Here is a 23,191-nt window from a genome sequence, read left to right as displayed (position 1 = left end):
CTAGACCTCTGCCACGGGTCGGCTCTGCTGAACCTCCGCCAACAGGGCCTTCAGTTCCGGCAGACAGGAGCCACAGTTGGTCCCGCACCGGAGTTTACGTCCCAGCGTCTCGACATCACCCACACCCTCGGCAATGGCCTGACAGATCTGGTTTTCGCCCACCTGAAAACAGCTGCAAACCAGGGCGCCGGCATCGTCGCTGTCGAGTGCGCGACCGGCCAGCAAGGAACGTCGTACCGGTTCGTCGAGCTCTGCCAGGGCGAACACGGTGTCCAGCCATGCACTATCCGGAAGGTTGGCTCCGTCGGAGTCCACCATTAGGACCCCTTCAAGGCGACCCTCACACAGGCGGGCCGCCCGGAAGCGTCCCTCCGCGGGATCCGCCATCAACAGTTGCGGCGGTCCGCCCAGCAAATCTTCCACCTCGGTCGCCCACCTCACCTCGCCGCCACCGGCAAGTGACCAGAGCTGGCTGTTGGCCAGCGGTTGGCGCACCCGGTACTGGCCGGGCAAGTCAGACCACCCGGGCACCTCACTGCGACGCATGAGACGTGCATGCCAACGGGTTTTCAGCCGTCGCAACCGGGCAGTACCATGCTTGCTCTCCGGTTGTCCCGAAACCGGATCCGTTACCGGACGGATCAGACTGCTGGCCAGACCCATCGGGGTGAAGCGCCGGTTCCAGTGGATCGGGATGAAAACCTCACCACTGCGCATTTCCGGGGTTACCCGGATCCGTCCCATGTACTCGCCGCCGTCCGGTCCGGAAAGAATGCCGAGATCACCGGCCTCGACTCCCCGGCGCCCGGCTTCCTCCGGGTGCAGCTCGATAAAGGGTTCCGTCCGGTGGGCCAATAACTTCGGGGTCAGGGCAGTGCGTGTCATCGTGTGCCACTGGTCCCTCACCCGGCCGGTGTTGACGATCAGGGGATAGTCGTCTGTCGGCGACTGGACTGGCGCCACCGTTTCAACAGCCACCAGACGGGCCTTGCCATCGGGGGTGGCAAACCGGCCATCGGAAAACAGGCGCCGGGTCCCCTGCACGCGGCCGTCAGCCCGGGCAACCACGGGCCACTGAATGGGCGTCAACTGGTCATACTGCTCCGGGCCCAGGGACGCCATTGGTGCGATATTGAAGCATCGCCCCGCGATACCGGAGAGCGCGGCGTGTTCCCGAAAGATATCCAACGGCGTCTCGTACCGGAAGGCCGGACCGTGGCCCAACGCACCGGCAACCTCGGACATGATCCACCAATCCGGGCGCACGTCCCCCGGCAACGGCAGGAATTTGCGCTGCCGGGAAATCCGCCGCTCGGAATTGGTCACCGTGCCGTCCTTTTCACCCCATCCCGCCGCAGGCAGCAGGATGTCGGCGAAGGCGGTGGTGTCGGTATCGGCCACGCAATCAGAGACGATCACCGTCGGGCATCGGGCCAGCGCCTCCCCGATCCGGTCACTTTGGGGCAAGCTGACGGCGGGATTGGTCCCCATGATCCACAGGACCCGGATCTCCCCCCGGTAAACGGCATCGAACAGATCGACCGCCTTCAGGCCCGGTTGTTCAGGAAGTCGGTCCGTGCCCCAGAAACCGGCCACCAACTCCCGGGCGCCCGGACTGTCGTAGTCCAGGTGACAAGCCAGGGTGTTGGCCAGGCCGCCAACTTCCCGGCCGCCCATGGCATTCGGTTGCCCGGTCAGGGAAAAAGGACCGGCACCGGGCAGCCCCACGCGGCCCGTGGCGAGGTGGCAGTTGATGATGCTGTTGCCCTTGTCGGTCCCGGCCACAGACTGGTTGATGCCCTGGGAGAACGCGGTCACCGTTCGCGGTGTTTCGGCAAACCAGCGGAAAAAGCATTCCACATCGGCGGGCGCAAGGTCGCATTGTCGTGCGACCATCGCGACGGAGGGCCCGGCCCTGCGGGCGCTGGCCAGTGCTTCCTCAAATCCCCGGCAGTGGTTGTCGAGATAGTCGCGGTCGAGCCTGTCCTGGTCGGCCAGCCAGGCCAGCAAGCCGTTGAACAGGATGGTGTCGGTGCCCGGTTTCAGGGCCAGGTGAAGGTCCGCCAGTTCGGTCGTCGCCGTTTTCCTCGGGTCAATCACCACGACCTTGCGGCCGGCACGGGCGGCGGCTTTCATCCGCTGATACAGCACCGGGTGCGCCCAGGCGGCGTTACTTCCGGTGAGTACCAACAAATCCGCCAGCTCCAGGTCTTCATAACACCCGGGCACACAGTCCTCCCCGAAGGCCCTCTTATGGGCCGCCACCGCCGAGGACATGCAAAGCCGGGAGTTGGTATCCACGTGGGGTGTCCCGATAAAGCCCTTAGCCAGCTTGTTGGCGATGTAATAGTCCTCGGTCAGCAACTGGCCAGACAGATAAAATCCGACCGAGCCGGGGCCGTACCTGTCAACCGCGTCCCGAATCGCACCGGCCACGGCACCCGCGGCCCCTGTCCAGTCGACCTCCCGGCCCTTAACCCGGGGGGCCAGCAACCTGCCCGCAGGCACCAGGGTTTCGTGTAACGCCGCCCCCTTTACACACAAGCGGCCGGAATTGGCGGGATGAGACGAATCGCCCTCCACCATGGCAGGACGGGCTTTCACACCGCAGCCGACGCCACAGTACGGGCAGGTGGTGTCGACCGCGATCGTGTCAGGTGTGGATTTCACAGCGGTTCCTCTTTTCATGGGACAAAAAAGCCCGCCGGTCCGTACACCTGCTGGAGGTTCGGACCGGCGGGCTTCGTCGCCTGCAATCAGTTTTCTGTCAACAATAACGGGAATGCTGCAAATAAAGGGCCAGTCAATCCGCCCATCCATGAAACCCGGGCAAAATCAGGCCTTACAGGGCCCTCGTCGGACTCGTGCTCGCAAACAGGCGGCAAAAACCGCTTCCGGGCGCTCAAGCGAGGGGCACACATTGGTGCAAATTCTCGCCAACGCGCACTAAAACGAATCGCGCCAGCACGGGTTGACGAACCCTGCCAGCGCAAGCCAACGCGCCAACCTTATGTTTTGAATCGATTTCCTAAACTGGCACGGGCTGTGCAACACCCGAACTGAACATCTCTCAAATTTGACGATCTACATCAGGCATCGGCGCCTGCTTCCCGAAAAAGGGAGGCGGGCGCTTTTTTTTGCGTTAAAGGAAAGTGGCGAGGCAAGCAATTATGAAGACTCCACTAGTGCACATCACCCGGGACCTGTTCCTGCTTCTTATGGCGGCCATCCTGGTCGCCCTGCTGGCTGGCGCCAGTGCTGCCCGGGCCGACATCGGGCCGGCGGAAAAACCGGACCTGAAACTGGGCTTCATCAAGCTCACCGACATGGCCCCCCTGGCGGTCGCCTGGGAACAGGGCTTCTTCATGGATGAGGGGCTGTTCGTAGAACTGGAAGCCCAGGCCAACTGGAAGGTGCTGCTGGACCGGGTCATCACCGGAGAGCTGGACGGTGCCCACATGCTGGCCGGTCAGCCCCTGGGGGCCACCATCGGCTATGGCACCCAGGCCAACATCATTACCGCCTTCAGCATGGACCTGAACGGCAATGGCATTACCGTCTCCAACGATGTCTGGGAACAGATGCGACCGCAGATCCCCAGCGAGGACGGCCAGCCGGTACACCCGATCAGCGCCGGCGCCCTGAAGCCTGTGGTCGAGGCGTCTCTCGCCAAGGGCGAGCGGTTCCGTATGGGCATGGTGTTCCCGGTCTCCACCCACAACTACGAGCTTCGTTACTGGCTCGCCGCCGGCGGGCTGAACCCTGGCTTCTATGCCCCCCAGCGGGGGGACACCAGCGGTACTCTCAAGGCCGACGTGCACCTGTCCGTGACGCCGCCGCCGCAAATGCCCGCCACCATGGAAGCCGGCACCATCCAGGGTTACTGCGTGGGCGAGCCCTGGAACCAGCAGGCTGTTTTCAAGGGCATCGGGGTTCCGGTCATTACCGACTACGAGATCTGGCCCAACAACCCGGAGAAGGTCTTCGGCGTGACCGAAAGCTGGGCGGAGCAGAATCCGAATACCCATCTGCGTCTGCTGCGGGCCCTGATCCGCGCCGCGCACTGGCTGGATGAGAACAACAACGCCAACCGTGAGGCTGCCGTGGAACTGTTGGCCCAGCCAAGTTATGTCGGCGCTGATGCCGAGGTGATTGCCAACTCCATGACCGGCACCTTCGAGTACGAGAAAGGCGATGTGCGCAAGGTACCGGACTTCAACGTGTTCTTCCGCTACCACGCGACCTACCCGTACCCCTCTGATGCCATCTGGTATCTGAGCCAGATGCGACGCTGGGGCCAGATTCCGGAGGCCAAGTCCGATGACTGGTATATGAAGACGGCGGCGAAGGTTTACCGCGGCGACATTTACGCCAAGGCGGCACAATCCCTCATCGACGAGGGCCTGATGCAGGCATCCGATTTCCCGGACTTCAGTCAGGAGAACTTCGCGCGGCCCGAACAAGGCAAGCTGATCGACGGCGTCCCCTTCACGCCCCGCCAGCCCAACGCTTATATCGACAGCTTTGAGATCGGTCTGAAAGGCTCGGATACCCCCTGAGCCGAAGATCCGAGGAGGAAACGATGACTACCCTGACCACATCCAAACCCGCCACGCCGTCGACACCGGCATGGCTGAAAGCCCTGGCAGAGCGGTTCAGCGGTCCAGCCCTGATAGCCACAGGACGGCAGCTCTTGCTGCCGATGATCGGCATCCTGCTCTTCCTGGGATTCTGGCACCTCGCTGCACCCCAGGTGAACACCTCGCTGGGCAGTTTTCCGGGGCCGGCTCAGGTCTGGGAGCAGGGCGGACAGCTCTGGCAGGAGCACGCCGCTCAGCGGGAAAAGGCAGACAAGTTCATTGCCATGCAGGAAGCGCGCAACGAGCGGATCCTGGCGGACAATCCGGACGCCGAGGTCAAAATCAGGCCCTATCCGGGTGCTCCGACGTTCCTCGACCAGATCGTGACCAGCCTCGGAACCGTGTTGGCCGGATTTATCCTGGCCACCATTATTGCCGTGCCGTTGGGCATCGTGTTCGGCCTGAACCGGTATTTCCAGGCGGCGGTCAATCCGCTGATCCAGATTTTCAAACCGGTATCGCCGCTGGCCTGGCTGCCCCTGGTGACCATGGTGGTTTCCGCCACCTATGTCAGTGACGATCCGATGTTCGAAAAATCGTTCCTGACCTCGATGATCACAGTCACCCTGTGCAGTCTCTGGCCCACGCTGATCAATACCAGCGTGGGCGTGGCGGCCGTCAATCCCGACCTCGTGAACGTCTCGCGGGTGCTGCGCCTGTCTTTCTGGACCCATGTCCGCAAGGTGGTACTGCCCTCATCGGTACCGATGATCTTCACCGGCCTTCGCGTCTCGCTGGGGATCGCCTGGATGGTCCTGATTGCTGCGGAGATGCTTGCCCAGAGCCCGGGACTCGGAAAATTCGTGTGGGACGAGTTCCAGAACGGCAGCAGTCAATCCCTGAGCCGGATCATGGTGGCGGTACTGACCATCGGCTTTATCGGCTTTCTGCTCGACCGGATCATGCTGCTGATCCAGAAGAAAGTCGCCTGGAACCAGTAAAACTACCCTGGAGATTACGCAATGACCAAATCACACCTGGAACTTACCGGCGTCGAAATGGCCTTCGATACCCCGAAGGGCTCCTTCATCGCTCTCGACAACATCAACCTGAAAATCCGGAAAGGCGAGTTTGTCTCCCTGATCGGCCATTCCGGCTGCGGTAAATCAACAGTCCTCAATATCGTTGCGGGTCTGCTCCAGGCCACCAGGGGTGGTTGTGTCCTGGACGGCCACGAGGTCAACTCACCGGGGCCGGAACGGGCCGTGGTGTTCCAGAACCACGCCCTGATGCCATGGCTGACGGTTTACGAGAATGTGGAACTGGCGGTCCAGCAGGTCTTTCGCAGGTCCATGGCCAAACAGGAGCGCAAAGACTGGATCAATCACAACCTGGAACTGGTGAACATGGCCCACGCCGCCAATAAACGGCCGGGGGAGATCTCCGGGGGTATGGCGCAGAGGGTGGGAATTGCCAGGGCACTGGCCATGAAGCCCAGCGTGCTGCTGATGGACGAGCCGTTCGGGGCCCTCGACGCCCTGACCCGGGCGCACCTGCAGGATTCGCTGATGGAAATCCAGCAGGACCTGAACAACACCGTGATCATGATTACCCACGATGTCGACGAGGCCGTGTTGCTCTCGGACCGCATCATCATGATGACCAACGGCCCGGCGGCCACCGTGGGCGAGGATCTTCGCATCGATCTGCCACGGCCCCGGAATCGGGTGACGCTGGCCGATGATCCCACCTATGTGCACTACCGCCAGGAAGTCCTGCGATTCCTGTACGAAAAGCAGCGCAAGCTGGAGAAAATCACCCCCCGAGCTGCCTCTACCAGGGAGGCAGCCAGTGCCACCGGGGAGAAAGACCGTCTGACTCAGGCCGCCCGTGCCTGAGTCAGACCTTCACTTCAGGACATCCGCCATGGAGACCAGGGCCCGGGCAACTTCCGGCAGTTTCTTGCCCTGATCCATGGCCAGTTTTCTTAGCACCCGATGGGCCTCGTCGTTACCGATTTTCCGGTGTTCCATTAAGAGCAGTACCGCTTTCTCCTGGGTTTTCCGATCTTCCAGCGCTTCCTTGGCACTCTGGAGCTCATCGGTCATCTGCTGGAGCCGCCGGGTCTGTTCCTGCACCAGATCAAAGATCGAGCGTCCGAACTGTTGGCCCACGCCATCACTGCCCCAGGCTTCCCCGGACTGGCCCTCGTTGCCGGAATCACAAAGCACCAGCATGGGCTGAGTGCCCTGACCCCGTTCATCCAGCGAGCCAATCAGCGTTTCCTGGTGGGCCAGCGAGTTTCGGGCCTCGCCAAAGCGATCCACGCAGCGGGCGTGGAAACAGCCCTCGACCGCATCCTCGACCTTCTTGAGCTCGTCCATACGTTCGGTCATCAATTTGAACCACTGTTTCGCCAGCTCAGGGTCGAGGGTCTTGTAGGGACCGACCGAACAGCCATGGCGCCGCAACTGCTCGATTTCCGCCTCCCGCGGATGGGCACGGACGCGGTACCAGAGCTCCCGCGAATCCGCATCGGAAAAGCTGACAAACACCTCGAAGCACCGTTCCTGCGCTTCAACAAGGTGCATCATGCGCTGGGACAGTGCAGTATCGAAGCGGCCACTGGAAAACCCGGCAGAGCCCACAGCCCGCTCCTGGCCGCAAAACTCCTTGCCATTCATCAGGTGCACCATGGCCACCAGCAGACCGGCGATGGACGGGTCCACAGCCGTATCCGCCGCTTCGAAGACCACCGTGATCAGGTTCTGGATCAGCCGGCTGTACGCCTCTGTCGCCTCGGTGGCAGTGAGGGTCTGGCGCTCGACCTGCCGACGTAATGCCGACAGGTCCTCCAGACCGTGTACGGCACTGGCAATATGGTTGAGAAGCTGGGTGCTGACCGGGTGCGCGGTCAGGGAGTCATGCACCTCTGCCAGAGCCTGGTTGAACGTGGCACGCAGTCGTTCGGCTTCCTTGACCATCGCCTTTCGCTCGGTGCCAAATTTCTCCCCTCCGGAGCCCAGGAACATGTTGGCGGCTCCCCGCTCCTGCTGCAGTCCGTGGACGAGGTTGGAGATACTCTGGATCAGCTTGCCCAGCTGCAGAAAATGCTGCAGATGCCCCAGTTCACATTGTTTGGAGGCGATCAGATAATCCGCTGCGGAAGGCGCGGCAGGCATGTCTTGATGGCGTTTCGTGTTCATGACTCAACTCCGGGCAGCACCAACGGCGCCGCATTTTTCAAACTGTCATGCATAAACACAGCAATTACCACGCCATTGCTCTCCGGCCTGGCTTCAATCTCGTGCAAAGCGCCCCACCAAAGGGCAGCAATTCGTGTCCTGAAAGTGCCCCGGCCCGGCCAAAATACGCAAGCCACTGTTTTTAAAGAAAATAGAAAATTGGCACGAAGATCGCTTTAGCTTAAGCAAGGATGAATGTCCCGGCCAAGGATTCGGCCGGACCATCAGATCATTGTTGTTGGCATTGGCGCCGGACCCTCAGATCCCTCACGGGACGCGAGGCTCCGGCTTTTTTTGTTGGGCGGAAGAAAACACGGAGACACAGCCATGACCCGGACCCCGAATGACACTCTGGTGGTGTGCGGCCACGGCATGGTGGCACAGCGGTTTCTCGAAGAACTGGTAAACCGGGAGGACCGGCGATACCGGAACATTATTGTTTTCAACGGGGAGCCGGTTCCGGCCTACAACCGCATCCAGCTGTCGGCCCTGCTCGCCGGTGATACCACAGAGGAAAGCCTGACCCTGAAGCCGGAACGATGGTTCAGGGACCACGCCATCCAGGTCCATGACCGGGAACCGGTGGTCGCCATTGACCGGCGCGCCCGGACCGTCACCACCGCCACCGGTCGGGTTCAGCCATACGACTCCCTGGTGCTGGCCACCGGATCAAGACCGAGCACACTCGGGCTTCCGGGCGAGCAACTGTCCGGCGTGTTCGGCTTCCGGGATCTTCAGGATACCCGCACGCTCATCAAGCTCAGCCAGCACCACCGTCGGGCCGTTGTTGTCGGCGGCGGCTTTCTGGGACTCGAGGCGGCCGAGGGGCTTCGCCAACGGGGGATGGAAGTCACGGTGCTGCACCGGGGCGGGCACCTGCTTAATCGCCAGCTGGATCCCACGGGCGGGCAAATACTGGCCGAGAGGCTGACCCGGCGGGGCCTGAACATTCTCACCGGTGCCTCGCCGGTGCGATTCCTGGGTCGCGATACGGTCCGGGCCGTCCAGCTGACCGACGAAACCCTGATCAGTACCGACCTTGTGGTGGTGGCCACCGGGATCACGCCCAACCGGAACCTGGCCGAAGCCAGCGGCCTGGACTGCGACCGGGGCGTCCTCGTCAACTCGCAGCTACAGACCAGTGATCCGGCCATCCATGCCCTGGGCGAATGCTGTCAGTTAGGCGACCACACCTTCGGACTGGTGGAGCCGGGGTTCCAGCAGGCACAGGCTCTGGCACAGATACTGACCAGCGAAAGCCGTTCCGTCCGTTATCAGCCGACCGCTACCCCGACCCGCCTCAAGATCAGCGGGCTGCCCCTGTTCTCCTGTGGTCAGCATGCCCCTGATGACACCACTGAGTCCCTGATATGGCGGGACATGGATACCGGTCATTACTGCCACCTGCTGATCCGTTGCGATCGGCTGGTCGGCGCCATCCTGATTGGCAACACCGCCGACGGCCCCTGGTACCAGGAGCGGATTGTCACCGCTGACAACATTGCCCGCTTCCGGAGCCAGCTGCCCTTCGGACAACAGTTTTGCGAGGCCGCGGCCTGAGCCCGCGTGCCCCATGAGAGAGGAAATCACCATGAGCAAGAAAACCCTGATCGTTATCGGCAACGGGATGGTGGGTCACCATTTCCTGGAGCAGTTCGCGACCAGCCCCGCTGCAAAAGAGTATGAGGTCGTCGTCTTCGGCGAGGAGAAACAGCTGGCCTATGACCGGGTCCACCTGTCCGAATACTTCTCAGGTTCCACCCACGCGGACCTGGCCATGGGCACCGCAGACTGGTACGCCGACAATCACATCACGCTGAAGCTCGGCGAGCCGGTGCTTGCCATCGATCGTGACCGGAAAACGGTCACCACCCCCGCCAGCGACTATCCCTACGATGAACTGGTGCTGGCCACCGGCTCCTATCCCTTCGTTCCGCCCATCGAGGGCAACGACAACGAGCGCTGTTTTGTCTACCGGACCCTCGATGATCTGGACGCCATTCGTGCCAGCGCCAATGATGCCAGAACCGGCGTGGTGGTCGGTGGCGGATTGCTGGGTCTGGAAGCGGCCAATGCCCTGAAAAGCCTGGGTCTGGAAGCGCATGTGGTGGAGTTCGCACCGCGTTTGATGCCGGTGCAGCTGGATACCGATGGCGGTGCCGTGTTGCGCGGAAAGATCGAGGAACTGGGTGTCCGGGTCCACACCGAAAAAGCAACCACCGCCATCGTTGACGGTGAGACTGCCCGGCTGCGTATGAATTTCAGTGACGGTGAATTTCTGGAAACCGACCTGATCGTGTTCTCCGCCGGGATAAGACCCCAGGACACGCTGGCGCGCGAGAGCGGACTGGAGGTGGGCGAGCGTGGCGGCATCGTCGTCAACAACCAGTGCACCACCTCCGATCCCCACATCCACGCCATTGGCGAGTGCGCCCTGTGGAACCAGAGAATCTTTGGCCTCGTCGCCCCCGGCTACACCATGGCCCGGACCCTCTCGGCAGTGCTCAACGGTGACCGTGACGCCGCCTTCACCGGCGCCGACATGAGTACCAAGCTCAAGTTACTGGGTGTGGACGTCGGCTCCATCGGCGACGCCCATGGCCAGACCGCCGGGGCCAGGAATATCCGCTACAACGATGAACAGGCCGGCCACTACCGCCGCATGGTGGTCAGCAGTGACGGCAAGAAACTGCTGGGAGCCATCCTGGTTGGCGATAACAGCTATTACGATACATTGCTGCAATATGCCCTGAACGGCATCGATCTTCCGGAAAATGCAGAAAGCCTGATCCTTCCGGAGAGCCAGGGAGGCGCGCCGGCACTGGGTGCCGATGCCCTGCCGGATACCGCTTCGATCTGTTCCTGCCACAACGTCACCAAGGGCGATATCTGCGGCGCGATCGACGCCGGCTGCAGTGACCTCGGGGGTATCAAGGTCGAAACCAAAGCCAGCACCGGCTGCGGCGGCTGTGCCGCGCTGCTGAAAAACGTGGTAGACAGCGAACTCGAAAAACGGGGCGTGGAGGTCAGCAAGGACATCTGCGAGCACTTCCCGTACAGCCGTCAGGAGCTGTTCCATCTGGTCAAGGTCAACGGCATCCGGACCTTCCGCACACTGATCAGCCAGTATGGCAAGGGGCATGGCTGCGACATCTGCAAGCCGACGGTCGGTTCCATCCTCGCCACCTGCTGGAATGAACACATCCTGGCCACCGATCATGTGCCCCTGCAGGACACGAACGATACCTTCATGGCCAACATGCAGAAAAACGGCACCTATTCCATCGTGCCACGCATTCCCGGCGGCGAGATCACCCCGGAAAAGCTGATTGTGCTGGGGCAGGTGGCCAAGGAATACGATCTCTACACCAAGATCACCGGTGGTCAGCGGGTAGACCTGTTCGGTGCGACCCTGAGCCAGCTGCCGGAGATCTGGGAAAAACTCATCGCCGCCGGATTCGAAACCGGCCACGCCTACGGCAAGTCCCTGCGCACGGTGAAATCCTGCGTTGGCAGCACCTGGTGCCGCTATGGCGTGCAGGACAGCGTGGGCATGGCGATCTTCCTGGAGAACCGCTACAAGGGCCTGCGTGCGCCCCACAAGGTCAAGATGGCAGTCTCCGGCTGTACCCGGGAGTGCGCCGAGGCCCAAAGCAAGGACATCGGTGTGATCGCCACGGAGAACGGCTGGAACCTGTATGTGTGCGGCAACGGCGGCATGCGTCCGCGCCACGCCGATCTGTTCGCAACCGATCTCTCGGACGAGGAGCTGATTCGTACCATCGACCGGGTGCTGATGTTCTACGTGCGCACTGCCGACCGGTTGCAGCGCACCAGTGTCTGGATGGAGAACCTGGAGGGCGGCCTCGACTACCTCAAGGAGGTGGTACTGGAGGACAGCCTCGGGATTGGCGCCGAACTCGAGGAGCACATGGAAGGCATTGTCGGCACTTACCAGTGCGAGTGGAAGGCAGCGGTGGAGGATCCGGAGAAGCGCAAACGGTTCCGGGAGTTCGTGAATGCGCCGGAGAAAGCGGATCCGGTGCAGCAGTGGACGACGGAGCGGGATCAGCGGCGGCCTGCTTTGGAGTCTGCCTGACGGTTTGGGGGTGGAGCACGGCGGCGCGGGGGATGCCTTTCTTCTGGGAACAAAGAACTCGCTGCGCTCAGACAATTGTTCCCGGCAGAAAGGCATCCCCCACACCACCGCGCTCGTGGACCCTCGGGGAAGCGCGACGCGAAAACAAATTGAATCTGGCTAAAAAGACTCTGGGAGAATGAACATGAAAGCACGGACTCGTTGGGATGCGGTTTGTACGGTAGAGGATCTGGTGCCGGAATCCGGTATTGCGGTCTGGACAGAGAACGGCCCGGTGGCGGTGTTCTACCTGCCACACCGGCTGCCGGCACTGTTTGCGATCAGTCACACCGATCCGTTCAGCGGCGCCAATGTGCTGGCACGGGGTATCACCGGGGACCTGAAAGGTGAACCTATCGTCGCCTCGCCACTGTATAAGCAGCATTTCAGCCTGCGTACCGGTGTCTGCCTTGAGGATGACACCGTCAGCGTCAAAACCTATCCCGTCCTCTTGGACGGAAACCGTATCCGCCTGGAAGTTCAAGCAACACAGCAACAACCCCAAGCGGCCTGACCAAAGCCGAAAGGCGAGGGGCCCGGGGTGCTTTTCTACCGGGAACAATTGTCTGAGCGAAGCGAGTTTTTTGTGCCCGGCAGAAAAGCACCCCGGGCCTCGCGCCATGCACCGCCCTCGGACGGCCAATAAACCTGAATTGCCAACTTTCAGACCCACCAATCCCTCAAGGTCAATTCCATCACTGTGCAAGTGGGGTAACATCACGGAAAACAATGTGACAAGGATGCTCCCGTGAAGCCCCTGAGCCCTACTGACCAACTGTTCCTCTGGCTCGAAAAACGCCAACAACCCATGCATGTGGGTGGCCTGCAGCTATTTTCCTTCCCGGAGGATGCGCCGGACGACTACGTAGCCCGACTCGCTGATCAGCTCCGGGAACATACGCTGGTCACCCCACCATTCAACCAGCGTCTGGATTATCGCTTCGGTCAACCAATGTGGGTGGAGGACGAGCATTTGGACCTGGAGCACCATTTCCGTTTCGAGGCCCTGCCCACACCCGGTCGCATCCGTGAACTTCTGACCTTTATCTCGGCGGAGCATTCGCACCTGATGGACCGGGAACGACCGATGTGGGAAGTGCACCTGATCGAGGGGCTGGGAGAGCGGCAATTTGCCCTGTACACCAAGGTGCACCACTCCCTGGTGGACGGCGTCTCGGCCATGCGCATGGTGACCCGTACCCTGTCCGAGGACCCGGAGCAACGGGGCATGCCGCCGATCTGGGCCTTGCCGCCAAGAGTCCGGGAGGCATCAGGTGAGGGCGCTTCGCTGTGGCGCAGTGTCGGGCACCTGCTGGGGGAATCCGGCAAGCAACTCGGTACGGTACCCACCGTGGCCAGGGAATTGCTGAGGACCATCAACGAGGCCCGCAAGGATCCGGCCTACGACTCCATCTTCCACGCGCCCCGTAGCGTGCTAAACCAGAGGATCACCGGTTCACGACGGTTCGCGGCCCAGTCGTTCTGTCTGAAACGGATCAAGGCGGTTTGTCAGGCTTACGGAACCACGGTGAACGACGTGGTCACAGCCATGTGCGCCACGGCCTTGCGGGGCTACCTGATGAATCAGGAGGCGCTGCCGGCCAAGCCACTGATTGCCATGGTGCCGGTGTCCCTGCGCCGGGACGACAGCTCCGGCGGCAACCAGGTGGGCGTAATCCTGGCCAACCTGCATACCGATGAGCCGGATCCGGCGGAGCGGCTGGTGAAGATCCACCAGGGCATGCAGGAAGCCAAGGAACGCTATGCCCACATGTCACCCGAGGAGATCATCAACTACACCGCGCTGACGCTGGCACCGGCTGCATTCAACCTGCTCACCGGGATGGCTCCGAACTGGCAGACCTTCAACGTAGTGATCTCCAATGTCCCGGGGCCAGGCGAAACCCGGTACTGGAATGGTGCAAAAATGGAAGGCATGTATCCGGTCTCGATTGCCATGGACCGGCTGGCGCTGAACATGACGCTGACCAGTTATAACGATCAGGTGGAATTCGGGCTGATTGGCTGCCGGCGGACCCTGCCCAGTCTCCAGCGCATGCTGGACTACCTGGACAGGGGTCTGGCCGAACTGGAGGGCGCTGCAGGCCTGTAATCAGCCGAAGCGGCGTTCTTCGTTCCGCACCGAGATCTGATCGTTCAGGGTCCAGAAATCATAGAGGATCCCGATCAGGAACAGACCGCCGGTGAGCAGGTAGATGATGCCGGTTATCCACTTGCCCATGTACATGCGGTGTACGCCGAAGACACCAAGGAAGGTGAGCAGCAGCCAGGCGATGTTGTAGCTGATTTCGCCCTCGCGGAAGCGCAGATCCGCCTCGCGGTCCATGGCCGGGATCAGAAACAGGTCGATGATCCAGCCGATGAAGAACAGGCCCAGGGTGAAGAACCAGATGGTTCCGGTTACCGGCTTGCCGTAGTAAAAACGGTGTGAGCCCAGGAATCCGAAGATCCAGAGGAGGTAGCCAAAGAGTTTGCTGTGGGTGTTGGGTCTGTCGGTCATTTACACGTCCTGGTGGTTTTTTGGATTCAGGGGGTTATATGGGAGCCTGGTTTCAATTTAGCAAGGTCTGAGGGTTTGTGCCTTGGTGCCGGGCCGGAGGGCGGGAAGTTTTCCCAGCCGGTAAAAACAACTCGCTGCGCTCAGACAATTTTCCCGGCTGGGAAAACTCCCCACCCCCCGTCCTGCCGAACTCCGTGATTATTCCGATTTAAGCTCTCGTATCACGGACCGACCTCTGGCGCCGGGTCGGGGCCGCCCTCCCTGAATTCGCTGGCTGACTTTCCTGTCCACTTTCGAAACGCCCGGCTGAAGTTGGACAGGTCGGCGTAGCCCAGTTCGTAGGCGATCTCGCTGACGGACTGGTTGGTGTAACGCAGCAGCTGGATGGCCCGGTCCTTGAGCACCGCTTCGAGGATTTCCCGGTAGCTGGTGTCCTTGTCCGCCAGCCGCCGTTTCAGGGTTCGGGAGGAGACGCAGAAACGGTCAGCCATGGCCTCCAGTGACGGCAGTGGGCCGGGCGTCATGCGCAGCATGTTGCGGACCGCCAGGGCGATGTCGCCCTGTTCTTTCAGGGCTTTCTGCAGCTCGAACTCGCATTGTTCCCGCGCCATGGCGGAGGCGTCGGCATCGGCCAGACGCATGCGGACGTCCAGCATGGTCTTCGGGAAGATCATCATTTCTTCCGGCTGACCGTACTCAAAGCGCACCGGCAAATCATTGGCGAACTTGCGGTAGTACGACGGTTCCGGCGCGCTCAGGTGGACGGATACGCCCGGTAGCTTGCCATCTTCCAGTGCGAAGCCCCGGGCTTCGGCGTCTTCCCGGTCGAGCAACTGTTCGGTCAGCAGGATCAGCGTCGCGCTGACGGTTTCCGCCAGGAAGGCATACAACTCCGGCACTTCGAATTCGGTGCACAGTTGCACCAGTACCTGATCCCCGGCCAGGGCCTGGTTCATGGTCAGGAACGGAGCCCGCAGTTGCAGGTAGCGGCGCACGGAGTCCAGCGCCCCTTCGAAGGTGGGACTGGTGAGTGCTGCAAAACCAAGGGTTCCGTGAATGGTCAGTCGCAGTTCCCGGGCGAGGGCAAAGCTCAGTCCTTCGCTGCCGGCCAGCTCCCGGGCCCGCTGCGCCATGATGATGGCGTCAGTGACAAACACCCGGCTGTCGTTCGTTTTGAGGTCGCTGGGGGTGAAATTCAGCCCCTCGTACAGCGGGCGATCATTGTGGCCCAGTTTCCGGACGGTTTCTGCCAGCACCCGGAGGTACACGCCGGGAACCAGGAAAAAACCGAGCATCTGCCGCTCTCTGTCCGGGGTGCCTGTTGCCATAAACGGTTCCTGATTGTTTTGTCTGATATGTCCCGACTCTATCAGAAGCCACAGGCCCCGACAGTGGGGCCACATGCCCCTCCCGCAGCGTCACGCGAGTCAATCGCGAGCGGGTGGCTGTCCCATCCTGAATGATGGCCGTCCCGTTCGAGCATTCAGCCGTTCCGTTGACGGGCGCACACTGGTGCCATGACATCGGCCAAAGCGTGTGAGCGCAGAGGAGTAGCACCATGCTGAATACCAAAACCGCCGGAACCACTCCGGCATCCCAGACTCCGGACCACGTCGCCATCAAACCGCAGCGGATGGGGTTTGAGTTCGGCGAACAGGTCCCCCGTTACTGGCTCAGTGACAATTACCTTCTGAGCCATATGATGAATGCACTGTCCGTACTGTTCCCCCAGGGCGAGCAGTTCTTTGTGGATTCAGTCCGCGAGTTTCGCGACCAGATCACCGATCCCAAGCTCAAGGGAGAAGTCCGGGGCTTTATCGGCCAGGAAGCCATGCATTCGCTGGAACACATTGCCATGAACCAGCATGTGCGCGATCAGGGCATGCCGGTAGAGGACATGGAGAAACACCTGGAGGTTGTCCTGGGTATCGCAAGCAAACTGCCCAAACGCCACCGGTTGGCGATTACCTGTGCCCTTGAGCACATGACCGCGATGATGGCGGATATGCTGCTGGCCCGCGATGACGTACGCGAGGACATGCACGAATCCATGCGACCGCTGTGGGTGTGGCATGCCATCGAGGAGACAGAGCACAAGGCAGTCACCTTCGACGTGTTCCAGCAGGTCGGCGGCACCTACGCCGAACGCTCCTTCTATCTGGCGTTCAGCACTGCAGCGCTGGGTGTGATGGCTACCTACTTCACCACACGGATGATGCTGAACGACTGGAAGAACTTCTCCGTAAAGGACGCCGGCAAAGGCCTATGGCGCATGTGGGGCAAAAACGGCACCTTCTCCAGCCTGATTCCCACCTGGCTGGAGTATTTCAAGCCGGGGTTCCATCCCTGGGATCACGATAACAGCGAGTTGATTGCGCAGTTCAAGGAGCAGGTCCTCGCTCACATCGCGCCCCAGTACCGCAACGGTAACCGTCGCACGCTGCAGTAAAACGGGGTCAGTCGGGCCGGGCAGGCGCCAGGCCCGACTGTACCACCTCTCCCTTGCGCCAGAGCCGCCATTCCCCGGGCTGGTAGATATCCCAGGTCTCATCGGTGGTGAGCGGCTCGGTCACAATCACGCTGACGATGTCATTCGGCGTCGTTTCCGCCTCGAAATCAACCGTCACATCGGCATCCTTCAACCGGGCCGGGCCAAACGGCGCCCGCCGGGTAATGCTGGCCATTTTCGTCGTGCAATAGGTGAACAGCCAATCCCCGTTGCTGAGCAACAGGTTGAACACGCCCTGCCTGGCGTAGTCGCGGGAGAGGCTGACCAGGCGCCGAACGATTTTTTCCGTAGGGCAATCCCGGTCACAGCCCCCGCGCAGATGGTTGAGGATATCGCAGAACAGCGCCTCGCTGTCGGTGGTACCAACGGGCTCGTAAAAGCCTTTGGAACCGCTGAAGTGACTTAGCTGGCCATTGTGGGCAAAGACCCAGTAACGACCCCACAACTCCCGCATGAACGGGTGGGTATTGGCCAGGCAGATGGAACCGACGTTGGCCTGCCGGATGTGGCAGATCGCCACTTCACTCTTGATGGGATGGGTCTGCACTACCTCGGCAATCCGGGAATTGGCGCTGGCGTCGGCGTCGTGGAAGGCTCGGACCCCCTTGCCTTCATAGAAGGCCACGCCCCAACCGTCCTTGTGCGGGCCGGTTTCACCGCCCCGGCGGGTCAGGCCGGTAAAGCTGAAGCACAGATCGGTGGGGGTATTGGCACTCATGGCCAGCAGTTCGCACATGGGCTTGGTGACTTCCTGAGGGTTCCGGATCTATCCCCAAGGATACCGGAATCAGGCGCCGGTGCCAGACGCCCGATTCCTCTGCCGGCGACTTCACTCACACCGGCTAACGGCTGATCCCGGAGATCAGATGTACAGGTTCTTGCGGGAGAAGCGCTCCACCAAGGGCTGGTAGGCAGAGCCGAGCAGACGGTTGATGGCGTCGATGCCCCAGGCGTCCGGCCCCACCAGGATCCGGGATTCATCCCGAAGGATGCCCCTGACGATGATCTCTGCCGCCTTGTCCGGGGTGGTCATGGCCAGCTTGTCGAACCCCTTGCGCTGGGCCTCGCCATTCTCGGATTTGCCCATCCGGGCGGAGTTGGCGATGTTGGTCCGGATGCCACCCGGGTGGACGCAGCTGACCGATACCGGCTGGCCCTCGAGCTTCATTTCCTGACGCAGGGACTCGGTGAACCCGCGCACCGCAAACTTGGCAGCGTTGTAGGCACTCTGCTTGGGCACGCCGATCAGGCCGAAGACGCTGGAAATGTTCACCACGTGACCGTCGCCGGAGGCAATCAGGTGCGGCAGGAAAGCCCGGGTGCCATGGGCGACGCCCCAGAAATCGATATCCATGATCCATTTGAAATCTTCGTCGGTCATTTCCCGGACCGAGGCAGACAGGGCCACGCCGGCGTTATTGATCACCAGGTTGACCTGCCCGAAGTCCCGGACCACCTCTTCCGCGTGAGCGTAGATGGCATCACGGTTGGACACATCCAGCAGATAGGTGCGAACGTCCTTGCCCTTGAGTTCGGCGACGGTGTCCGCCAGGCCGGATTCATTCACGTCCGAGAGGGCCAGTTTGCAGCCACGGGCCGCCAGGGCCCTGGCAAGGGAGCGGCCGATACCGGAGCCTGCCCCGGTGACAACGGCGACTTTGTTTTCGAGATCCTTCATGGCGGAAGCCTCTTCTGGTGGTTTTCCTTGTATAGCAGAACTGCTGTGGAAAACCACTTTAGGCGGCGGACACTGCCGAGCCTATGGCAGCATTTGCTCTCTGCCGCAGGCAATGGGGTCAGTCGCCCAGAAGGTTATCCAGGGGCTGGTCATAGCTGGGGGCGAAAACCTGCAGGAAATACTGCACTTCCGGCAACCCGTCCTGTTCAAGCCGTTGCCGGATCTGGCTGGCAGCCGGTCCGAACTCCTGGTTTCCCGCCCGGATCTCCGCCTGACACTTGAGCCAGGCCGACAGCCGGTCCGCCGCCTTGATCAGCTCCTTCTCTTCCCGGCCGAGCCGGGATTCCCGAAGGTAGGGCGCAAACGGTTCCTGCAGGTCTTCCGGCAGCAGAGCCAGCAACTCCGCCTCGGCCTTGTGTTCAATGTCGCCGAAGGCTTCGCGCATGACCCTGGAGTGATACTTCACCGGTGTCGGCATGTCGCCGGTGATGACCTCGGTAGCATCGTGATAGAGCGCCGCGGCGGCAATACGATCTGCATTGACGCTGCCGCCAAACCGGTGGTTGCGAAGGATCGCCAGGGCATGGGCGAGGGTAGCCACCTCCCAGGAGTGGGTGGCAACGTTCTCCTCGATGGCATTGCGCATCAGCCCCCAGCGCTTGATCCAGCGCAGGCGAGAAACATAGGCGAAGAAGTGGCTTACCATGGCTGCCATATGCCTGATCCTTTCTCTATCAAAATTTAATAATTCTTGAAACCGATTTCAGGTATCTGCGTGTTAGCTTTAGAGCCCATGAATGTATTGCGCCCGAAAGGTAGAGTATACGTGCCTCGAATCCGATGTCTTGGCAAGGCTGTGGTCCTCGCCCTGTTGTCACTGGCTTCCCTTCCAACCGCACTTGCCGGCACGGACATCGTTGTGGGTGTCTACGATTTTCCTCCCGTCGCCCGGATCACCGAAGGCCCAAAGGTCGAGGGCTTTCTGGGAGACCTGTTCAAAGAACTGGAAAGCGTTAATCCAGATGTCACTTTCCGGGTTTTTCACACGTCGCCGAAACGCCGTTACCTGGATTTCGACGCGCACCTGTATGACGTCATCTTCTTTGAGAGTCCGGCCTGGGAATGGCAGGACAAACAGGCGCTGATCAGTCCCCCGGTGCTTATGGACGAGGATCTTTACGTCGCCCTGAACAAGCCCGGACGGGATCGGACTTTCTTCGACAACCTCAGCCAGCGCAATATTGTTGCGCTCTCGGGCTACCATTACGGCTTTGCCGGGATGGAAACCAATCCGTTAGAGCTGGAAAAACGCTTCAATATCGAATTTTCAGACAGTGTCAGCCGGAACCTCAAGCTGATCAAGGCAGACCGCCCCTCGGTGGCAGAGGTGGCGATCGTCAACGACTCCTACCTGCAAATGCATCTGGCACAACATCCGGAGGACCGGGACAGGTTTCTGATTTCAGAACAGCCGGACCAGACCTACCAGCTCAGCATCATCACGCATCCGGAAGGTCCCGTCACCGCCGGAGACATGATGGACCTCCTGGAGCCCCTGCTCGAACGCGGGCGGTATCAGAGCCTGGTGAAGAAATGGGGGCTCGAGTTGCCACCCACCCTGGTCTCCAACTCCGGCGAAGACTGAAGTAATGCTCAACGGACATCCAGGGTAAAAGACACCACCACATTGCCTTCGGCACCGACCGTCGCATTCCGGGCGGGATCCAGCAGGAACAGCTGGTCGCCCGGAACCTCCTGGGTATCGGTCAGCAACTGGCGCACGGCCAGGCCGCGATCCCGGGCCAGGTTATTGAGAGCCTCCGGCGACAGCGACCGTTCACCCGAAAGATACGCCTCACGTGCGCGTGCCCAGGCCTCCTCGGAGAGTTCCTTCTGCCCGCCATCGGTGAGCTCCTCCCGCAACAGGGCCAGGCCGTCGGTTTCCGGTGATACCGCACCCCGCACATTCAGCAGTAATTCAGGGCGCTCGCGCAGGGCATCGGCCAGCGCCGACAGCTTGGCGGCCTCACCCTCTGCCAGCTTGACGCTGCCCGGTACAAAACTGACCTGGCCAAGATCTTCCCCGCTCAGGCCAGCCATCTCCGCGATCGAACCGAGCATACTGAACGGTGAAGCGGCGGCTTTCACCAACAGATTCACGAACGCACGCATGACCACCTGGCCGACGCTGAACTCCGGATCAGACAGATCGCCACTGATCGGAAGATCCACCTCGATGACACCGTCCCGATCCCGCAGCAGTGCGAGGCCCAGTTTGACCGGCGCATTGACGGCCTCATCGCTGGCTACCGCCTGGCCCAGCTCCAGCCGGTCCATAACGACCATATTGGAGGCGTCAATCCGGCTACCTGCAATCTCGTAATCGAGGTCCAGGTTCAGCTTGCCGCTGTCAACGCCGTAGCCGAGATAGCGGCCGAAGTAGGGCGACAGCTCCGGTAGGGAGAGGTTGTCCATCGCCAGGGTGAGATCGCTGACGTCATCGGTTCCCAGCGTGCCGAGGGTGCCCCGGAACTCCAGGTTGCCGACCCGGCCTACCCTCCCTTTGAGGGAAACCTTACCCTGTTGGGGCGGAATATTGCTGATTCCGATGACCGAGCCGGAAAGCTCGTCAAAGGATGTCGTGAACGCAGGGCTCAGGGTCCGGTCGGTATAGGCCACGGCTCCGTTCTCGATCGCCAGCTCTCCGATGCGGAAGATCAGGGCGGGCTGGCCGTTTCCGGAACCGGCTGGTTCGTCTGCTCCGGGGCCCGTTGGCGCCGCACCGGCAGACACCGGAATCCGCTCGACGTTGTGGATGGCATCAGAGCCGCGAACAATGTTGGCCACCGGCTGAACCACGCTGACCGTCCCGATTTCAAGGCGGGCCGGGCTGACATTGTACTCAATGGGGGCCAGGCGTAGCGTCTGCCAGGACAGCAACCGATCCTGCTGGCCGGTCAGTCGAAGATTAAGATTGCTGACCTCGGCAGTACCGCTGAAGGTCCCGGTCATGGGCTCCTGTTGGCTGTCCAGATCCAGATTGCCATCAAAGCCCAGCTGGCCGCTGACGACATTCAGATTCGCTCCCTGCTGCAGATAGGGCTCAAAGGCGGACAAGGCGACCTCCGATCCGGACACGGCTGCTTCGAAGGTGAAGGGGGCGGCGGTAACCTGGCCCTGGAGCGACAGGCGCCCACCGCTGGCCAGGCTGGCACTGACATCATAGCTGATCGGCTCTTCCAGCCGGTGACTCAGCGTTCCTGTGGAAAGCGATAGCTCCTGTAGCCGGAGGTCTGCCTCAGTGTCGGGCACGCGATCCTGCCAGCGCACCGCGGAGCGGGCCACGCGGATGCCATCGACCGACCACCGGAACGGCCGGGTGTCGGCCGCCGCCTCAGGCAACGGTTCGTCAGGGCCGTCGCCGGGCTCGTCACCTGCCAGCGGTGCAAGCCAGTCGATCACCCCCGCGGAATCGCGGGCGATGGCCAGATCCAGGTTATCGACAGTTACCTGCCCGATCCGGGCCTCCCGGGCCGTCAGGTCAAAACCGACCTGATCAACGCCGATGCGGTCGGTCGTGAGCCTGGCAGCCTCCGACTCCGGGTCAAGCGCTACAGCCAGGTCCGCAAGCGAGAGTTCGCCGTTCTCGGTAGCCAGGTAGAACACGTCACCGGCCTGGAACTCGTAGTCGGAACGAACAGTGACACTGCCACCGCGCAGGTCGTATGGCAGGTAAGGTGCCAGGAAATGTTCGAGGGTTTCATAACTGATATCGGCAATGCGCAGATTGCCCCGGGAATAGAGTGGCGTGACGCTCAGATCACCCTGCCACTCCACTGTCTGGCTGCCGATGGCCGCCAGCAGGTAGTAGTTGCTGTCACCCTCTTCTCTCGGCCAGGTAGCCAGCTCATTGAGCGAAAGGTCCAGGGGCGTAATCCGGAACTCGGCCGGCTCTGCCTGGCTGAAATCCCGGAACAGGAGTTCACCCCCATCGATGGCCAGCTGCTGGAAAAACAGTTTCGGAGGCGCGCTGTCCTGATCAGCCCCCCCGGCTTCGGGGTCAGCCGTCTGTTCCGATTCCGGATGGGCGGCCTGCCAGTCACGGGCAAAATTGACGCTGTAGTCCTCAAGCAGGTCAACCCGGATGTAGGGCTCCTGCAAGCGGATTTCCTGGAAACCGACAATGCCCCGGAACAGCTGGAAGAAACTGAGGTTCACAAACAAACGATCAAAACCAACGACTTTTTCGCCATCACCGTCGTTGGCAGAGAATTGAGTCGCTTCCACGGTCAGGGCAAACGGATTGATGGCCAGATCGGCCAACTCTGCCTGCCATCCCATCTGCTGATCCAGCTGCTCCGGAAGGGTGCGCTTGAGCCACCAGGGCAACAGGGCGAACCCGACGAGGGCATAGATGACAACCAGAACGAGGGCCACGATTGCGAGGTTCCTCGGTAGACGACTGCTTTGACGGCTCCGGGCCACGAAACTCTCCTTTGTGATCGGCGGGAAACCGGGGC

General features: G+C 61.4%; 17 protein-coding genes. 9 read left to right on the top strand and 8 right to left on the bottom strand.

All coding sequences use genetic code 11. The features are described from left to right. The gene (locus MD273_RS12070; RefSeq protein WP_353050311.1) at positions 1 to 2,670 is read right to left on the bottom strand and encodes a nitrate reductase; all 2,670 of its coding nucleotides are present in this window, start codon (positions 2,668 to 2,670) and stop codon (positions 1 to 3) included. 548 nt (positions 2,671 to 3,218) lie between these two features. On the opposite strand from MD273_RS12070, the gene MD273_RS12065 reads away from it, so the two are divergent. Genes MD273_RS12065 through MD273_RS12055 form a run of 3 tightly spaced genes read left to right on the top strand, consistent with a single transcriptional unit; the run spans position 3,219 to position 6,478 of the window. Continuing rightward, positions 3,219 to 4,559 carry a CmpA/NrtA family ABC transporter substrate-binding protein gene (locus MD273_RS12065; RefSeq protein WP_239038480.1) on the top strand — a complete coding sequence of 447 codons (1,341 nt, stop codon included), beginning with the start codon at positions 3,219 to 3,221 and terminating at the stop codon, positions 4,557 to 4,559. A 23-nt stretch (positions 4,560 to 4,582) separates the two neighbouring features. Then, positions 4,583 to 5,581 (top strand): ABC transporter permease, encoded by a 999-nt coding sequence (locus tag MD273_RS12060; RefSeq protein ID WP_239038040.1) that lies wholly within the window; start codon positions 4,583 to 4,585, stop codon positions 5,579 to 5,581. Between the two features lie 21 nt (positions 5,582 to 5,602). Beyond that, on the top strand, positions 5,603 to 6,478 hold the full coding sequence (locus tag MD273_RS12055) for an ABC transporter ATP-binding protein (RefSeq protein WP_239038039.1): 876 nt from the start codon (positions 5,603 to 5,605) through the stop codon (positions 6,476 to 6,478). Between the two features lie 9 nt (positions 6,479 to 6,487). On the opposite strand, the gene MD273_RS12050 is transcribed toward MD273_RS12055, so the two are convergent. Beyond that, complete coding sequence (locus MD273_RS12050; RefSeq protein ID WP_239038038.1) at positions 6,488 to 7,786, bottom strand: nitrate- and nitrite sensing domain-containing protein; 1,299 nt, start codon at positions 7,784 to 7,786, stop codon at positions 6,488 to 6,490. Positions 7,787 to 8,152: 366 nt separating this feature from the next. On the opposite strand from MD273_RS12050, the gene MD273_RS12045 reads away from it, so the two are divergent. The 4 genes from MD273_RS12045 (at position 8,153) to MD273_RS12030 (ending at position 14,076) form a co-directional block, all read left to right on the top strand. Beyond that, positions 8,153 to 9,385, top strand: coding sequence for an NAD(P)/FAD-dependent oxidoreductase (locus tag MD273_RS12045; RefSeq protein ID WP_239038037.1), 1,233 nt, complete (start codon positions 8,153 to 8,155; stop codon positions 9,383 to 9,385). Positions 9,386 to 9,416: 31 nt separating this feature from the next. Further along, positions 9,417 to 11,924, top strand: coding sequence for a nitrite reductase large subunit NirB (gene nirB / locus MD273_RS12040; protein WP_239038036.1), 2,508 nt, complete (start codon positions 9,417 to 9,419; stop codon positions 11,922 to 11,924). Positions 11,925 to 12,108: 184 nt separating this feature from the next. Beyond that, positions 12,109 to 12,477, top strand: coding sequence for a nitrite reductase small subunit NirD (gene nirD, locus MD273_RS12035; RefSeq protein ID WP_239038035.1), 369 nt, complete (start codon positions 12,109 to 12,111; stop codon positions 12,475 to 12,477). A 234-nt stretch (positions 12,478 to 12,711) separates the two neighbouring features. After that, entirely contained in the window at positions 12,712 to 14,076 is a 1,365-nt protein-coding gene (locus MD273_RS12030; protein WP_239038034.1) for a WS/DGAT/MGAT family O-acyltransferase, read from the top strand. Here the strand turns inward: MD273_RS12030 and MD273_RS12025 are convergent, their stop codons facing one another. Both MD273_RS12025 and MD273_RS12020 read right to left on the bottom strand, forming a co-directional pair. Continuing rightward, positions 14,077 to 14,484, bottom strand: coding sequence for an NINE protein (locus tag MD273_RS12025; RefSeq protein WP_239038033.1), 408 nt, complete (start codon positions 14,482 to 14,484; stop codon positions 14,077 to 14,079). 221 nt (positions 14,485 to 14,705) lie between these two features. Next, positions 14,706 to 15,812 (bottom strand): AraC family transcriptional regulator, encoded by a 1,107-nt coding sequence (locus MD273_RS12020; RefSeq protein WP_239038032.1) that lies wholly within the window; start codon positions 15,810 to 15,812, stop codon positions 14,706 to 14,708. A 230-nt stretch (positions 15,813 to 16,042) separates the two neighbouring features. Between MD273_RS12020 and MD273_RS12015 the strand changes: the two genes are divergently transcribed. After that, entirely contained in the window at positions 16,043 to 16,933 is an 891-nt protein-coding gene (locus MD273_RS12015; RefSeq protein ID WP_239038031.1) for a metal-dependent hydrolase, read from the top strand. A 7-nt stretch (positions 16,934 to 16,940) separates the two neighbouring features. Here the strand turns inward: MD273_RS12015 and MD273_RS12010 are convergent, their stop codons facing one another. From MD273_RS12010 to yfbR, 3 genes are all read right to left on the bottom strand, one after another. Further along, positions 16,941 to 17,729 carry a class II glutamine amidotransferase gene (locus MD273_RS12010; protein WP_239038030.1) on the bottom strand — a complete coding sequence of 263 codons (789 nt, stop codon included), beginning with the start codon at positions 17,727 to 17,729 and terminating at the stop codon, positions 16,941 to 16,943. 126 nt (positions 17,730 to 17,855) lie between these two features. Continuing rightward, positions 17,856 to 18,671: an SDR family NAD(P)-dependent oxidoreductase gene (locus MD273_RS12005; RefSeq protein ID WP_239038029.1), complete on the bottom strand. Its 816-nt coding sequence runs from the start codon at positions 18,669 to 18,671 to the stop codon at positions 17,856 to 17,858. A gap of 118 nt (positions 18,672 to 18,789) precedes the next feature. Next, a complete protein-coding gene (yfbR, locus tag MD273_RS12000; protein ID WP_239038028.1) occupies positions 18,790 to 19,386 on the bottom strand; it encodes a 5'-deoxynucleotidase in 597 nt (198 codons plus the stop codon). A gap of 111 nt (positions 19,387 to 19,497) precedes the next feature. On the opposite strand from yfbR, the gene MD273_RS11995 reads away from it, so the two are divergent. Then, the gene (locus MD273_RS11995) at positions 19,498 to 20,316 is read left to right on the top strand and encodes a substrate-binding periplasmic protein (RefSeq protein WP_239038027.1); all 819 of its coding nucleotides are present in this window, start codon (positions 19,498 to 19,500) and stop codon (positions 20,314 to 20,316) included. 8 nt (positions 20,317 to 20,324) lie between these two features. Here MD273_RS11995 and MD273_RS11990 read toward each other — a convergent pair whose 3' ends face one another. Further along, entirely contained in the window at positions 20,325 to 23,156 is a 2,832-nt protein-coding gene (locus MD273_RS11990; protein ID WP_239038026.1) for a DUF748 domain-containing protein, read from the bottom strand. Positions 23,157 to 23,191 lie beyond the last annotated feature (35 nt).

Source organism: Marinobacter sp. C7 (assembly GCF_022343555.1).
Taxonomy (GTDB): domain Bacteria; phylum Pseudomonadota; class Gammaproteobacteria; order Pseudomonadales; family Oleiphilaceae; genus Marinobacter.
The sequence above is the reverse complement of the archived record's forward strand: the minus strand, read 5'-3'. Positions and strand labels throughout refer to the sequence as shown.

Bases quoted from the DNA above. Each gene is read 5' to 3' on its own strand.
- MD273_RS12045 (WP_239038037.1), top strand. From the start codon at position 8,153: ATGACCCGGACCCCGAATGACACTCTGGTGGTGTGCGGCCACGGCATG.
- MD273_RS12050 (WP_239038038.1), bottom strand. From the start codon at position 7,786: ATGAACACGAAACGCCATCAAGACATGCCTGCCGCGCCTTCCGCAGCG.
- MD273_RS12060 (WP_239038040.1), top strand. From the start codon at position 4,583: ATGACTACCCTGACCACATCCAAACCCGCCACGCCGTCGACACCGGCA.
- MD273_RS12055 (WP_239038039.1), top strand. From the start codon at position 5,603: ATGACCAAATCACACCTGGAACTTACCGGCGTCGAAATGGCCTTCGAT.
- MD273_RS12005 (WP_239038029.1), bottom strand. From the start codon at position 18,671: ATGAAGGATCTCGAAAACAAAGTCGCCGTTGTCACCGGGGCAGGCTCC.
- MD273_RS12010 (WP_239038030.1), bottom strand. From the start codon at position 17,729: ATGTGCGAACTGCTGGCCATGAGTGCCAATACCCCCACCGATCTGTGC.
- nirB (WP_239038036.1), top strand. From the start codon at position 9,417: ATGAGCAAGAAAACCCTGATCGTTATCGGCAACGGGATGGTGGGTCAC.
- nirD (WP_239038035.1), top strand. From the start codon at position 12,109: ATGAAAGCACGGACTCGTTGGGATGCGGTTTGTACGGTAGAGGATCTG.
- yfbR (WP_239038028.1), bottom strand. From the start codon at position 19,386: ATGGCAGCCATGGTAAGCCACTTCTTCGCCTATGTTTCTCGCCTGCGC.
- MD273_RS12020 (WP_239038032.1), bottom strand. From the start codon at position 15,812: ATGGCAACAGGCACCCCGGACAGAGAGCGGCAGATGCTCGGTTTTTTC.
- MD273_RS12025 (WP_239038033.1), bottom strand. From the start codon at position 14,484: ATGACCGACAGACCCAACACCCACAGCAAACTCTTTGGCTACCTCCTC.
- MD273_RS12065 (WP_239038480.1), top strand. From the start codon at position 3,219: ATGGCGGCCATCCTGGTCGCCCTGCTGGCTGGCGCCAGTGCTGCCCGG.
- MD273_RS12015 (WP_239038031.1), top strand. From the start codon at position 16,043: ATGCTGAATACCAAAACCGCCGGAACCACTCCGGCATCCCAGACTCCG.